The organism is Methylosinus sp. shoA (genome assembly GCF_059718125.1).
The window spans coordinates 595,687-609,109 of record NZ_AP046091.1 but is presented as its reverse complement, the minus strand read 5'-3'; the positions used below and the strand labels follow the sequence as shown (position 1 = coordinate 609,109).

At 65.7% G+C, this 13,423-nt stretch carries 9 protein-coding genes; 5 read left to right on the top strand and 4 right to left on the bottom strand.

Annotated elements, in window-relative coordinates; genetic code table 11:
- Nucleotides 1-26 precede the first annotated feature (26 nt).
- From AC6IW9_RS02850 to AC6IW9_RS02835, 4 genes are read left to right on the top strand one after another with little or no spacing between them, the layout of a single operon-like run.
- Nucleotides 27-1,154, top strand: a complete 1,128-nt coding sequence (locus AC6IW9_RS02850; RefSeq protein WP_497768926.1) for a molybdopterin-binding domain-containing protein — start codon at nt 27-29, stop codon at nt 1,152-1,154.
- Nucleotides 1,151-3,130, top strand: coding sequence for a molybdopterin biosynthesis protein (locus tag AC6IW9_RS02845; protein ID WP_497768923.1), 1,980 nt, complete (start codon nt 1,151-1,153; stop codon nt 3,128-3,130). The genes AC6IW9_RS02850 and AC6IW9_RS02845 overlap by 4 nt, the downstream gene beginning before the upstream one ends.
- Nucleotides 3,121-3,675, top strand: a complete 555-nt coding sequence (gene mobB / locus AC6IW9_RS02840; RefSeq protein WP_497768920.1) for a molybdopterin-guanine dinucleotide biosynthesis protein B — start codon at nt 3,121-3,123, stop codon at nt 3,673-3,675. Before AC6IW9_RS02845 ends, mobB begins: the two co-directional genes overlap by 10 nt.
- Nucleotides 3,676-3,677: 2 nt before the next feature.
- Nucleotides 3,678-4,934: a molybdopterin molybdotransferase MoeA gene (locus AC6IW9_RS02835; RefSeq protein WP_497768917.1), complete on the top strand. Its 1,257-nt coding sequence runs from the start codon at nt 3,678-3,680 to the stop codon at nt 4,932-4,934.
- Between the two features lie 36 nt (nt 4,935-4,970).
- Here AC6IW9_RS02835 and fdhF read toward each other — a convergent pair whose 3' ends face one another.
- Both fdhF and AC6IW9_RS02825 read right to left on the bottom strand, forming a co-directional pair.
- Complete coding sequence (gene fdhF, locus AC6IW9_RS02830) at nt 4,971-7,745, bottom strand: formate dehydrogenase subunit alpha (RefSeq protein WP_497768915.1); 2,775 nt, start codon at nt 7,743-7,745, stop codon at nt 4,971-4,973.
- 23 nt (nt 7,746-7,768) lie between these two features.
- Nucleotides 7,769-9,481 carry an NADH-ubiquinone oxidoreductase-F iron-sulfur binding region domain-containing protein gene (locus AC6IW9_RS02825; protein WP_497768912.1) on the bottom strand — a complete coding sequence of 571 codons (1,713 nt, stop codon included), beginning with the start codon at nt 9,479-9,481 and terminating at the stop codon, nt 7,769-7,771.
- A gap of 269 nt (nt 9,482-9,750) precedes the next feature.
- Between AC6IW9_RS02825 and AC6IW9_RS02820 the strand changes: the two genes are divergently transcribed.
- Entirely contained in the window at nt 9,751-11,061 is a 1,311-nt protein-coding gene (locus tag AC6IW9_RS02820; protein ID WP_497768910.1) for an ABC transporter substrate-binding protein, read from the top strand.
- A 72-nt stretch (nt 11,062-11,133) separates the two neighbouring features.
- Here AC6IW9_RS02820 and AC6IW9_RS02815 read toward each other — a convergent pair whose 3' ends face one another.
- Complete coding sequence (locus tag AC6IW9_RS02815) at nt 11,134-12,159, bottom strand: ABC transporter substrate-binding protein (protein WP_497768908.1); 1,026 nt, start codon at nt 12,157-12,159, stop codon at nt 11,134-11,136.
- Nucleotides 12,160-12,340: 181 nt separating this feature from the next.
- Complete coding sequence (locus AC6IW9_RS02810; RefSeq protein WP_497768906.1) at nt 12,341-13,423, bottom strand: AAA family ATPase; 1,083 nt, start codon at nt 13,421-13,423, stop codon at nt 12,341-12,343.

Genomic DNA, 13,423 nt, shown 5'->3' with positions numbered 1-13,423 from the left:
GCGGCTTTGATCAGGAGGGAATGTCCATGAACGGCGGCCACGTCGGCCGTTTGTCGCTGGAGCAAGCCATCTCTGCGCTCGCGGATTGGACTCCGCCGGCTCCACCACGACGCGTCGAGACTGCGGCCGCCCTCGGTCGAGTCGCCGCGGAAGCCGTCGCGGCGCCGGCTGCGACGCCGTCCTCGTCGCAGGCGCTCGATGAAGGATGGGCGGTCGAAGCAGAGGATACGCTGGGAGCGTCGTCCTACGCGCCCGCATTCGCGAGCTCGGCTTTCCGGCGCGTCGCAGCCGGCGACGCGCTGCCGGATTTCGCCGACGCCGTCCTGCCGCTTCCGAATGCGTCCGATCGGCCCGGAGGCTTCGAGATATTGGGAGCCATCGCGCCCGGCGAAGGCGTGCGCGCGGCGGGCGGCGATTTCAGTCGCGGCGAGATCATCGCCGCAGCCGGCGCCGTGCTGGAGGCCCGGCACATCACTCTCATGCAGGCCGCCGGCGTGAGAGACGCGCTGCTGCGCATCCCGCAGATTCATATCGTCGCGCCCGACGCCGTCGGGAGCTGGCTGGCGGATTTGGCGAAGCGCGAGGGCGCAGATTGCTCGACCCCGGCGATCGGCGCATCGGAACAACTCGATCTCTCGGAGATCATGGGGCCGACACCGGCCGATCTCGTCCTGGTCGTCGATTCTGGCGGATGGCGCGAGCTTTTCTTGCAGCGAGGAAGAGCTCTCTTCTCCCGTATCGCGATCCGTCCCGGCGAGGCGACGAGTTGCGTCGTCCATGCCTCGTCAGGAGCGCCCCATCGATCCGAAATCCCGGTGATCTTCATCGGCCCGCGCCTCGAATCGGCATTGGCGGCTTGGCTCTTGCTTATCCGCCCGTGTCTTCGTCGGCTCGCCGGCGCGACGTTTCGAGATGCGGCGGTGAGCTTGCCTTTGACCCGAAAGATCGTTTCTGCGCCCGGGCTGAGCGAATTGATCCTGCTGCGCCGCGTTGCAGGCGATGGCGAATGGGAACCGTTGGCGACGGGAGACATTCCCTATTCGGCGATCGCCAACGCCGACGCCTGGCTTCTCGCCGGGCCGCAGTCCGAAGGCTTCGCCGCCGGCCAGACCGTCGCCGCGCAACTCTTGTCGACATCGGCTCGAATCGCATGAGCAAGATCGACGGCTCCAGCAGAATCCCGACGACGGCGCAGGAGCAATTCCTCATCGTGCTCTCACGCGATGAGGCGATGACGCGTTTCTACGCCTGCCTCGCGATGCGGCCGCTCGGCGAAGAGACCGTCGCGCTCGGCGAAAGTCTCGGCCGCGTGACCTCGTGCACGCTTCGTTCGCCCATCGACGTTCCGCCTTTCGACCGGGCGCTGGTCGACGGCTTCGCCGTCAGAGCCCGCGACGTCGCGCAGGCGAACGAGCAGGCGCCCACCTGCCTCGGCGTCAATTCCGAGACGATCGCTTGCGGAACGGCCCCGCGTCTCGAAGTCGCGGCCGGAACCGCGACGTCGATCGCGACCGGAGGCCCCTTGCCGCGCGGCGCCGATGCGGTCTGCATGGTCGAGCACACCGATCCTGGCGACGCCGGCGACGTCCTGATCCGGCGCGCGCTGACGCCGGGCCAGAACATCGGCTTCGCCGGCGCCGACATAGCGCGGGGCGAAACCTTGTTGCGGCGCGGATGCCGGATCGGCTCGCGCGAGATCGGCATGATGGCGGCCTGCGGTCTCGCGAACGTGCCGGTCTATCGCCGGCCGCGCGTGGCGATCCTTTCGACCGGCGACGAGCTCGTCCAGCCGGGCGAAGCGCTGAGGCCGGCGGCGATCTATGATTCCAACGCGCCGATCATCGCCGCGGCCGTGCGGGAGAACGGCGGCGAGCCGATCATGCTCGGCATCGTCCGCGACGAGGAGGCGGCGCTGGAAGCGACGCTCCGCGAGGCGCTCGCCGAGTGCGACGCGATCATCCTTTCCGGCGGCACGTCGAAAAGCGCCGGCGATCTGACCTATCGCGTCGTGGCGCGGCTCGGCGCGCCGGGGATCGTGGCTCATGGCGTCGCCTTGAAGCCGGGAAAGCCGCTGTGCCTCGCCGTCGTCGACGGCAAGCCCGTCGTCATCCTGCCGGGCTTTCCGACCTCCGCCATGTTCACCTTCCATGATTTCGTCGCGCCGGTCATAAGGGCGATGAGCGGGCTCGCCGCGCGTCGCAACGAGTCGGTCGAGGCGACGACGCCGTTCCGCATCCTCTCCGACCTCGGCCGGACGGAATTCGTCATGGTGGCGTTGACGCAACGCGCGGAGGGGCTGAAGGCCTTTCCGCTGGGCAAGGGCTCCGGCGCGGTCTCTGGCTTCGCCCGCGCCGACGGTTTTTTGGCGATCGACGCGCTCGCCGACCATCTCGAAGAGGGCGCGCGCGCGAAGGTGACGCTGTTCGACCCCGAGCTGCGCGTTCCCGATCTCGTGATCATGGGCTCGCATTGCGTGGGGCTCGAAATCGTCATCGACGCGCTGGCCGAGATGGGATTCGCCGTTCGCGTCGTGGCGATCGGCAGCATGGGCGGGCTCGCCGCCGCCAGGAGGAACGAATGCGACGTCGCGCCGATCCATCTCATGGACGAGAAGACCGGCGTCTATAACGCGCCCTTTCTCGGGCCGGAGCAGTGTCTCGTCCACGGCTGGCGACGCATGCAGGGCCTCGTCTTTCGAGCCGGCGACGCGCGTTTCGAGGGGCGCAGCGTCGAGGAGGCGATCGCTGCGGCGATCGCCGATCCCGCGTGCCTCATGGTCAACCGCAATCAGGGAGCCGGCACGCGCATCATGATCGATCGGCTGATCGGCTCGAAGCGGCCGAACGGCTATTGGAACCAGCCGAATTCCCATAACGCCGTCGCGGCGGCGGTCGCGCAGCATCGGGCCGATTGGGGCGTCGCGATCGAACCTGTGGCGCAGGCTTATGGATTGGGCTTTCTGCCGATCGGCGCCGAGCATTATGATTTCGTGATCCCGCAGAGCCGACGCGGCGACAGAGCCGTTCGGGCCTTCGTCGAGGCTCTCGGCAGAGAGGACGTGCGGAAGGAGCTGGGCGTGATGGGATTCGCCGGCGGCGATGCAGCGGAAAGCGAACGGCCATGCGCGTGATCGGTTTCGCCGGATGGAGCGGCGCCGGCAAGACGACGCTGATCGTCGAGCTGATCCCTCTGCTGCGCGCGCGCGGCCTCACGGTCTCGACGCTCAAGCACGCGCATCATAATTTCGACGTCGACAAGCCGGGGAAGGATTCCTGGCTTCACCGCGAGGCCGGCGCGACGGAGGTTCTCGTCTCCTCGGCCAACCGCTGGGCCCTGACGCATGAATTGCGAGGCGCGCCCGAGCCGCGCCTCGCCGAGCTGTTACGGCTGCTCGGTCCTGTCGATCTCGTGCTGGTCGAAGGTTTCAAGACGGAGCCCCTCGCCAAGATCGAAATTCATCGCGCCGCGAACGGCAAGCCTTTCCTCCATACGCATGACGAGACGATCGTCGCGCTGGCGAGCGATCTCGCCGAGGGCGCGCCGTCGCGATTGCCGCACGTCTCTCTCGACGACGTCGAAGCGATCGCCGATCTGATCATGACCGTCGCGCGTCCGCTCGACGAGACGATCGCGGCGCTCGAAAATGCGCGAGCGAGGATCACGGAGAAGGATTGAGAATGGCGCAGCTCGGCAAGGACAGTTTTTCCGCCGGCGAAAAGCCGATGCGCGTCCACGAGGCGGTCGAGTTGCTCGCGCGCATTCCATGCGTCGAGGGCGTCGAGAGCGTCTCTCTCTTCGAGGCGGAAAGGCGCGTCCTCGCCGAGGCGCTCGCGGCGCCGATCGATCTGCCGCGCTTCGACAATTCGGCCGTCGACGGATATGCGGTCCGCTTCTCCGATCTGACGCTGAACGCCGAGACCATTCTTCCGATCGCCGATCGCGTCGCGGCCGGTCACGCCCCGGCCCCGGCGCCGCAGCACGCCGCCGCCGCCGTGCGTATTTTCACCGGGGCGTCCATACCCGAGGGATTGGACACCGTTTTCATGCAGGAGGATTGCCGCCTGCTCGAAGACGGCTCCGTGGCGCTTCCGCCCGGCCTCTCGCTCGGCGCCAATCGTCGCCTGCGCGGAGAGGACATTCGCGTCGGAGACGAAGCGCTGCCGAAGGGCCGCTGTCTGGCGCCGGAAGACATAGGCCTCGCCGCCGCGCTCGGCGTCGCTCGGCTGCTCGTGCGCCGACGATTGAAAGCGGCGGTCTTTTCGACCGGCGACGAGGTCCTGTCTCCGGGCGAGCCGCCGCGCCCGGCCGCGATCTATGATGCGAACCGCTTCCTGCTGCATGCGCTGCTCGGACGTCTCGGCGTCGAGGTCGTCGATCTCGGCGTGTTGGCCGACGATCCGGATGTCATCAGTGCGGCGCTGCACGAGGCGGCCGCGACCCATGATCTCGTGCTGACCTCCGGCGGCGTGTCGGTCGGAGAAGAGGATCATGTGAAAAAGGCGATCACGGCGGATGATTCCCTGGCCTTCTGGCGCCTGGCGATCAAGCCCGGGCGGCCCGTGGCGATGGGCGTGATCGGCGGAACGCCCTTCGTCGGCCTTCCGGGCAATCCCGTCGCGGTGTTCGTCACTTTCGTTCATGTCGTGCGGCCGCTGATCGCAGCGCTCTCAGGCGCGGCTTTCGAGCCGGCGCACGCGCTGCCGGTCACCTCCGGCTTCGCCTATAAGAAAAAGAAAGGGCGGCGCGAATATGTGCGTGTGTCGCTGCGAAAGGACGCCGCAGGAGATACAATCGCCGAAAAATATCCGGTCGAAGGAGCGGCGGTGCTGACATCGCTCACGCGGACGCATGGCCTCGTGGAGTTGGCCGAGGACGTCGAGCGTGTCGCGCCGGGCGACAAGGTCGGCTTCGTCGATTATGCGCTTTTGAGATAATCCGTGGACGCTTCGCGAAACGTCCGCGGGCGACGCTCACTCCGCGGCATTCTGCGCCAAGGCCGGCCGAACTCGCGCCGCGCAGAATTTGAACTCCGGAATCTTGCCGAAGGGATCGAGCGCCGGATTGGTCAGCAGATTGGCGGCCGCCTCCGCATAGCAGAAGGGCATGAACACGAAATTTTCCGGCACGTCGCGGTCGGCGCGTACCTTCACCTCGATCGCGCCGCGCCGCGTTTCCAATTGGATGAAGTCGCCGGGCGCGAGCCCCATGCGCCGCATATCCTTCGGCGTCATGAAGGCCGTCGCCTCGGGCTCGATCTCGTCCAGCGTGCCGGCGCGGCGCGTCATCGAGCCCGTATGCCAATGCTCGAGCACGCGGCCCGTCGACAGCACCATCGGAAATTCCGCGTCCGGCAATTCGTCCGGCGGCGAGACATTGGCCGGCACGATCTTGCCGCGCCCGCTCGCCGTCGGAAAGCCGGTGGCGAAGATGATCTCATTGCCCGGCTTGTCCGGCGCGTCGACCGGATAGGTCACCGCGCCTTCGCGCTCCAGCCTCTCCCAGGTGATGTTGTTCAGCGACGGCATCGTCTGCGCCATCTCGGCGAAAATCTCCGAGGGTCCCGAATAGCTCCAATCGCAGCCGACGCGCTTCGCCACCTCCTGGATGATCCACCAGTCCTGACGCGCGTCGCCGGGCGGCGGCACCACCGCGCGCGCCATCTGCACGCGGCGGTCCGTATTGGTGAAGGTTCCCGTCTTCTCGGCGAAGGCCGAGGCCGGCAGGATCACGTCGGCGTGAAAGGCCGTCTCGGTGACGAACAGATCCTGGACGACGAGATGCTCGAGCTTGGCGAGCGCGGCGCGCGCATGATTGAGGTCCGGGTCCGACATCGCCGGATTCTCGCCTTCGATATACATGCCGCGGATTTCGTCGGCGTGGATCGCGTTCATGATCTCGACGACGGTGAGCCCGCGCTCGGGATCGAGCTTCTGTCCCCAGAACTCTTCGAAGAATTCGCGCACCTCCGCCTTCTCGACGGATTGATAGTCCGGATAGACCATCGGGATGATGCCGGCGTCCGACGCGCCCTGGACATTGTTCTGGCCGCGCAGCGGGTGAAGGCCGGTCCCGGGCCGGCCGACCTGGCCGGTGACGAGCGCGAGCGCGATGAGGCAGCGCACATTGTCCGTGCCATGCACATGCTGGCTGACGCCCATGCCCCAGAAGATGATCGAGGCGCGCGACTTCGCATAGGCGCGCGCCACCTCCTTGATCGTCTGCGCGTCGATCCCGCAGACATCCTGCATCTTCTCCGGCGGAAACTCGACGATGCGCCGGCGCAGCTCGTCGTAATTCTCCGTATAGCCGGCGATATATTGTTCGTCGGTCAGCCCTTCGGTGATGATCGTGTGCAGCATGGCGTTGAGCAGCGCCACGTCCGCGCCGGGCTTGAAGGCGAGATGCTTCCAGGCGTGGCGCGACAATAGTTGACGACGCGGATCCATCACGACGAGCTTTGCGCCCCGCTGCTTGACCGCATTTTTGATGAAGGTCGCGGCGACCGGATGATTGCTGGTCGGATTGGAGCCGATGACGACGATGAGCTCGGCGTCGAGCGCCGCGAGAAACGGCGCCGTCGTCGCGCCGGAATTCAGGCCCTCGATGAGCGCGGCGACGGAGGAGGCGTGGCAGAGGCGCGTGCAGTGATCGACATTGTTGGAGCCGAAGCCGGTGCGCACGAGCTTCTGGAAGAGATAGGCTTCTTCATTGGAGCCCTTGGCCGAGCCGAAACCGGCGAGCGCCTTCGATCCATGCGCATCACGCACGCGGCGCAGGCCGGCGGCGGCGGCCTCCAGCGCCTCTTCCCAGCTCGCCTCGCGGAAATGCGTGAAGGGATTGGCCGGGTCGACCTGGGAAGCCGCGCTCTTCGGCCTGTTCGGCAGGCGGATGAGCGGCTTGGTCAGCCGATGCGGATGATGGATATAGTCGAAGCCGAACCGCCCCTTCACGCAGAGGCGATTATGGTTCGCCGGGCCATTCTTGCCTTCGGCGTAGACGATGCGGTCGTCCTTCACTTGATAAGTCACCTGACAGCCGACGCCACAGAAGGGACAGAGCGAGTCGACCGTGCGGTCGGGATAGAACTTACGCTGCTGCGTCGCGTCGTCGATCAGCGCCGCCGGCATCAGCGCGCCGGTCGGACAGGCCTGCACGCATTCGCCGCAGGCGACGCAGGTCGACTCGCCCATCGGATCGTCGAAATCGAAGACGATCTTCGAATGATGGTTGCGATAGGCGACGCCGATCACGTCATTGACCTGGATTTCCCGGCATCCGCGCAGGCAGAGCCCGCATTGGATGCAGGCGTCGAGATTGACGCGCATGGCCGGATGGCTCGCGTCGCCCTGCCAGCGCTCCGCCGCGGGGAAGCGACTCGTCGTCACGCCGCTCTTCTCGGCCCAGGCCCAGAGCCGGGAGGCCGGATCATGTGTCGTCTCGCGCGGCGGCTGGTCCGCGACGATCAGCTCCATCACCATCTTGCGCGCCGTCACGGCGCGGGCGCTCTGCGTCTCGACCTCGATGCCGGCCGTCGGCTTGCGCATGCAGGAGGCCGCCAGCACGCGTTCGCCCTTGATCTCGACCATGCAGGCGCGGCAATTGCCGTCCGGCCGATAGTCGGGCTCGGGCGAATAGCAGAGATGCGGAATTTCCGTGCCCAGCCTCTTGGCGACCTGCCAGATCGTCTCGCCGGGCGCGGCTTCGACCGTTTGACCGTCGAGCTCGAAAGAAATTTTATCGGTCATCGCTTCCATCCGAAATCGCTTCGTCACTCGGCCGCTTGTCGCGGTTCGACCGTGGGGCCGAAATAGCGGATCACGCTCATCAACGGGTTGGAGGCCGCCTGTCCGAGGCCGCAGATCGAGGCGTCCCGCATCGTCTGCGACAATTCGGAGAGCAGCGCCTCGTCCCATACGGGACGCTCCATCAGCTTCACGGCCTTGGCCGTGCCGACGCGGCAGGGCGTACACTGGCCGCAGCTCTCGTCCTCGAAGAAGCGCATGAGATTGAGCGCTGCGTCGCGGATGTCGTCCTTGTCGGAGAGCACGACGACGGCCGCCGAGCCGATGAAACAGCCATATTGTTCGAGCTTGCCGAAATCGAGCGGGATGTCTCCCATCGACGCCGGCAGAATGCCCCCCGAGGCGCCGCCAGGCAGATAGGCCGCGAAACTATGGCTCTCCGCCATGCCCCCGCAGAATTCATCGATGAGCTCGCGAATGGTGAGGCCGGCCGGCGCGAGCTTCATGCCCGGCTCCTTGACGCGGCCCGACACGGAATAGCTGCGCAGCCCCTTGGAGCCGTTGCGGCCGTGGCTCGCCCACCACTCCGCGCCCTTTTCCAGAATGTCGCGCACCCAATAGAGCGTCTCGACATTGTTGATGAGCGTCGGCCGGCCGAACAGCCCGACCTGGAAGGGAAAGGGCGGCTTCTGCCGCGGCAGGCCGCGCTTGCCCTCGACGCTCTCGATGAGAGAGGATTCCTCGCCGCAGATATAGGCGCCCGCGCCGCGGCGCAGATGCACCTGCGGGCCGCCCGTCGGGAGCTTCGCGATCTCGCGCCGCAGGATTTCGTGAATCGCCGGATATTCGTCGCGGAGATAAATATAGACATCCGTCACGTCGACGACATGCGCGCCGATCAGCATGCCTTCGAGGAAGCGATGCGGATCGCGCTCCAGATACCAGCGGTCCTTGAACGTGCCGGGCTCGCCCTCGTCGCCGTTGACGCACATCAGGCGCGGGCCCTTCTCGGCCCGTACCGAACGCCATTTGCGTCCTGTCGGAAATCCCGCGCCGCCGAGGCCGCGCAGCCCGGAATGATCCAGCCCGTCCAACACTGCGTCGACGCCGAACTCGCCCGCGCGGATTTTTCCGAGCAGCGAATAGCCGCCCTGCGCGACATAGGCGTCGTAGCCGACATATTCGGGAACGTCCGGATGCGTGTGGCCGTCCTGCGCCGCATGCAGCACTTTTTCCGTCGTCGCCTCGTCGACGAAATAATGGCCGACCTCGGCGACCGGCGCGGTGTCGCAGCGGCCGACGCAGGGCGCGCGAACGACACGGACTCCCGAGCCGGCGCTCGCCTGCAATTCCGCGAGCAAGCGCTCGGCGCCGTGGATCATGCAGGCGATGGAATCGCAGACGCGGATGGTGAGCGGCGGGATGCTCGGATCGCCTTCCTTCACGACGTCGAAATGCGCGTAGAACGTCGCGGTCTCGAAGACCTCGGCGAAGGAGAGACCCATCTCGTCGGCGAGCGCGGCGAGATGCGCTGCGGAAATCTGCTGATACGTGTCCTGGACGAGATGCAGGTGCTCGATCAGAAGGTCGCGCCGGCGCGATCGGTCGCCGAGAAGCTCGGCGATCTCATGCGCGGCGTTCGGGTCGATCTGACGGCCTTTCGGCGTCGCGCGTCCACGGCGGCGCCCGGCGCCCGGATGCTCGAACTTGAGAACGTCATGCACGTCATGTCTGCTCACGCCGTCCGCCTCTTTATTCAAATTCTCGATAAGTCGCTCGAAGCCGCCTTCTCGCCACACAATGCGGCGCACCCGACGCCGGCTTTGGGCGGGTCGGGAACGAGACTCTATATACACTCCTTACATATTGCGATTGAGCAAGTCTTTTGGGCAGGTGACGCGCGAAAAGGCGCCTGATGCCGACATTCACTGCTCCTTCTATATTGACTCCTTATGCTGCAACGCAATATCTCTATCGACATGTAAACATAAGATATAGCGAGGCTCCCATGGCGTTGATTCCTTCCTCTCCGACACGCCGGAGCTTGCTCATCGGCGCCGCGCCCGCGGCTTTCGCGCTCTCTTGCGGACTATCGCCGCGGGCGCGCGCCGATGCCGCGCCGCTCATCGTGCTGACGAGCTTTCCGGAAGAGCTCACGACCCGCTACGAGCGGGAGTTCGAAAGAAAATATCCGGGCGCGCATGTCCAGTTCGTCTGGAAGCATTCACGCGACGCTCTCGCTTTGTTGAGCGATCCGGACCAGGGCGGCGTCGACGTCTATTGGGCGCCTTCGGGAAATTTTCCGCTTCTGCGTGACCAGGGGGCGCTGCGCGCCATCGCCGTCGATCGCGCCGTCCTGCCGGGACGGCTCGGCGGCCAGAGATTGTCCGATCCGTCCGGCGCCTACGAGGCTTATGACATCGCAGGCTACGGCTTCGTGCTCGATCCCGTGCTCCTGCGCGAGCGCGGCCTCCCGGAGCCGAGCGCATGGGGCGATCTCGCCTCCCCTGCTTACGCCGATCAGATCGTCGCGCCGATTCCGCGCCGGGTCGGATACGGTCCTGCGCTCTATGACGTCATTCTGCAGGCCGAAGGCTGGGAGCGCGGTTGGGCGCTGTTGAGCGAAATCATCGCCAACGCCCGCCTCGTCCCGTCCGGCAGCGGGCCGACCGCCGCGGTGGAGGAAGGCGCCGCGCCGATCGGACTGACGATCGACTTCATCGCCCTTTCGGCCCGCGCCAATGGCGCGCCGATCGCTTTCTCCTATCCCGCCCGCACGGCCTTTCTGCCGAGCAATATCGCGGTCACCGCCTCGACGCGAAAATTCGAGACGGCGAAGGCCTTCGTCGACTTCGCCCTCTCCTGTGAGGGACAGCGGCTGATGCTCGACGCCGACAGCGCCCGCCATCCGGCGCGCCCCGACGCCTATCGGGCGAGGACCGACGATCTCGTCGATCCGTTCGGCCTGCGATCCGACGCGGTCTTCGATTACGACATCGATCTCGGGCGCCGGCGGCCGGGCCTCGTCCGAATGTTGTTCGACGCCGCCTTCGCCGAACGGCAGGAGGAAGTGACGTCGTTGTGGCGCGCCATACGCGCCGCGGAGGCGCAGCTCGGTCCCACGGGCGGCAATGCGCGCATCGGCGAGGCGCGGCGTCTCGCCGGCGCGATTCCCGTTTCCACCGCGGAAGCGAGCGATGCGGCCTATCTCGAGCGCCTCGACGCTCGAGATGTCGAGCGCTCGACGATGACGGCGCATTGGCGCACAGAACTCGACGCGTTTCGAGCACGAGCCTGGAATTTGCTCGAACACGCATGAGCCGATCGTCCACAGCGCGATGCCGTGGCGCCCGCCGCCCTCGGCGCCGAGGATTGCAGCGGCTCCGGCTCATCATCGAGCCGGCGTCCGGACGTTCTGAATCTCTGCTGAAAAGCGTGCATATCCCGACGAATTGCGGTTTTCGGCGATGAACAGGATCTCATCGATTTCTCGTTCCGTCATGTCGTAGCCGTACGCCTTCTTGTAGAGTTCTCGATAGGCCGCGCGCGTCATCCGTGGTGTCGCCGCAGTGGGATGGAGAACTTCCGCGAGCCACGTCACGAGCAGCGGCTCGTCGACGGCAGGATTGTTCATGAAATACCTGGGCATGGTATATACTCGACGACCGCGTACGGCGCGCAGCGATCGCCAGGCCGGAGCGTCGTAGAGCGTCTGCGGCATAGGGCTGCGAGCGTCGGTCGGCGGGTCCAGCAGAATGACCTCCGGATCATAGCGAATGATCTGCTCGATGCCGGCATTGAGGCTGAACGCCGCGCCGCCGGCGATGTTGACGCCGCCTGCCGATCGAATGAAGTCATTCAGATGACTGCGCGCGGACACGAAGGCCCAATGATTGTCGCCGTAAGTCCATGCCCAGAGGACGGTCGTCGGCTTTCCGTCGACTCCCGACGTCGGCGAGTTGATCGGCCGAAGCGGCAAGAAAAGTTCTTCGGCGCGCTCGCTCTTACCGGCGAGGACCCCGAGGAGGCGCCATATTCGCAGCCGTGCGGTCCTGTAGTCTTCGTCCGAGTAATCGAACTCGACGACGCCTCGAACGCCGACCTTCTCGAGAACGTCGCCGGTCGACTTCCAGACGACGGCTGCGTCGGGATGCAAATGCAAGAACCGTTCGGGCTCCGGGAAAGCGAAGCGTCCGCTCGACGGCAGACTCTCCAATCGAGGAAAAATCCGTTCTATCGCCGTCTTCCGTATCTCCGAACGAATATAGTCGGGCATGGATGCGAGCCGATCCATCGTTCCGTCGATCGCGGCAAAGGCGACCTGAAACGGCGGATAGATCGCCACGCTCTCGGGACGGCGCGCGAAGCCGACTTTGCGGCCGTCCATTTCTTCGATGACCAGCGCGCTCGGCGCCAACGCCGCCCTCTGGCCTACGGTAGCCGGAAAGAGTCCCAGCACGAGCGCGATAAACGCCAGGCCGCCCGATAACAAGGCCGGCAGCCGCATCATGCTCGGACCCCAGAGCGCATTTCAGAAAATGCTCTCACCTGTTCAGCCACTCTGTCCCGAGGCCCAGCGTTCCCCGCTCGATACGGCTTCATCGCCTGACGTGGCCGGTGACGATGGCGTAGAGCTGCGCCAATGGCGTCGGCTCGTCGACGACGACCCCGGAGCCTTGATCGCGCAACCAACGATTGGCCGTGCGCGTCGAGAGCGCGCCGAACTCCATTTCGGACAGGCAGCGGCCTGGACGAATGACCGCGGGATGCATCGAGCTGAGCGGCTCATTGGTGGTGATCAGCACCATGACCTCGAGACCTTGCCCCATCAGCCCGTCGGTCAAGTTCAGCAGTCGCGAGAGACCTTGGCCGGTGGTCGCGCGCGCTTCCGTCGTCATCAGCTCGCCGGCATCCTCCAGGATGATGAGCTTGCTGCGCCTGTTCGCCTCGCTTGCGGTTCGGCCGCCTCTGAAATTCGCGACCTCGAAGAGATATCTCGGCGAGCCGCCGATGAATCGCTCCGCATCCGTGATGAACGCCGCGTCGCACCAGCCCTGCCATTCACGCAAGAGGGCGCGCAACGCATGCGTCTTTCCTGTGCCGGCCGGCCCGTGCCAGAGGATCAGGCGTTCTTGCGGACATTTGTCGAGCGCAAAGAGCCGCTCCATCCCGTCCACCACCGACGTATCATAATTTCCCGACAGCTCGGCCCATCGCGGCGCTTCGAGCTTACGCATCATCGGGATCGGGAATTTTTCGGGATCGGTCGCCCAAAAGGTGATCGGCACCACCTCCTTATTGTCCGTAGCGACCTGCTTGGCGATGGCGAAGCAGGTCTGCTCGACCGCGGCGTAATCCCGCCCGGCGGTGATGATCTCCGCCAGACCGTCGACCAGCTCGACCAGAGTGACGAGATAGTCGTCGTGTCGCAACAGCCACGACTTGCGATACCCCTCCTGGCTTTCGCTGGCCTCGAGCTGGCGAACGAAATCGCCGAGGAGATCGATCGACCAGCCGGTGGCGGTCACCTTCTCGCGAACGACGTGCCTGAGCAGCTTTCCCTGCACCTCGCGAAAAAAGAACGCGACCGGATTGTCGTGAAGCCAGGGCAAATTGCGAATGTAGACGCCGGCTCCCGCCATCTGGTCGTGCCCGGTGAGGCCTTGATCCATCTGTTCCAT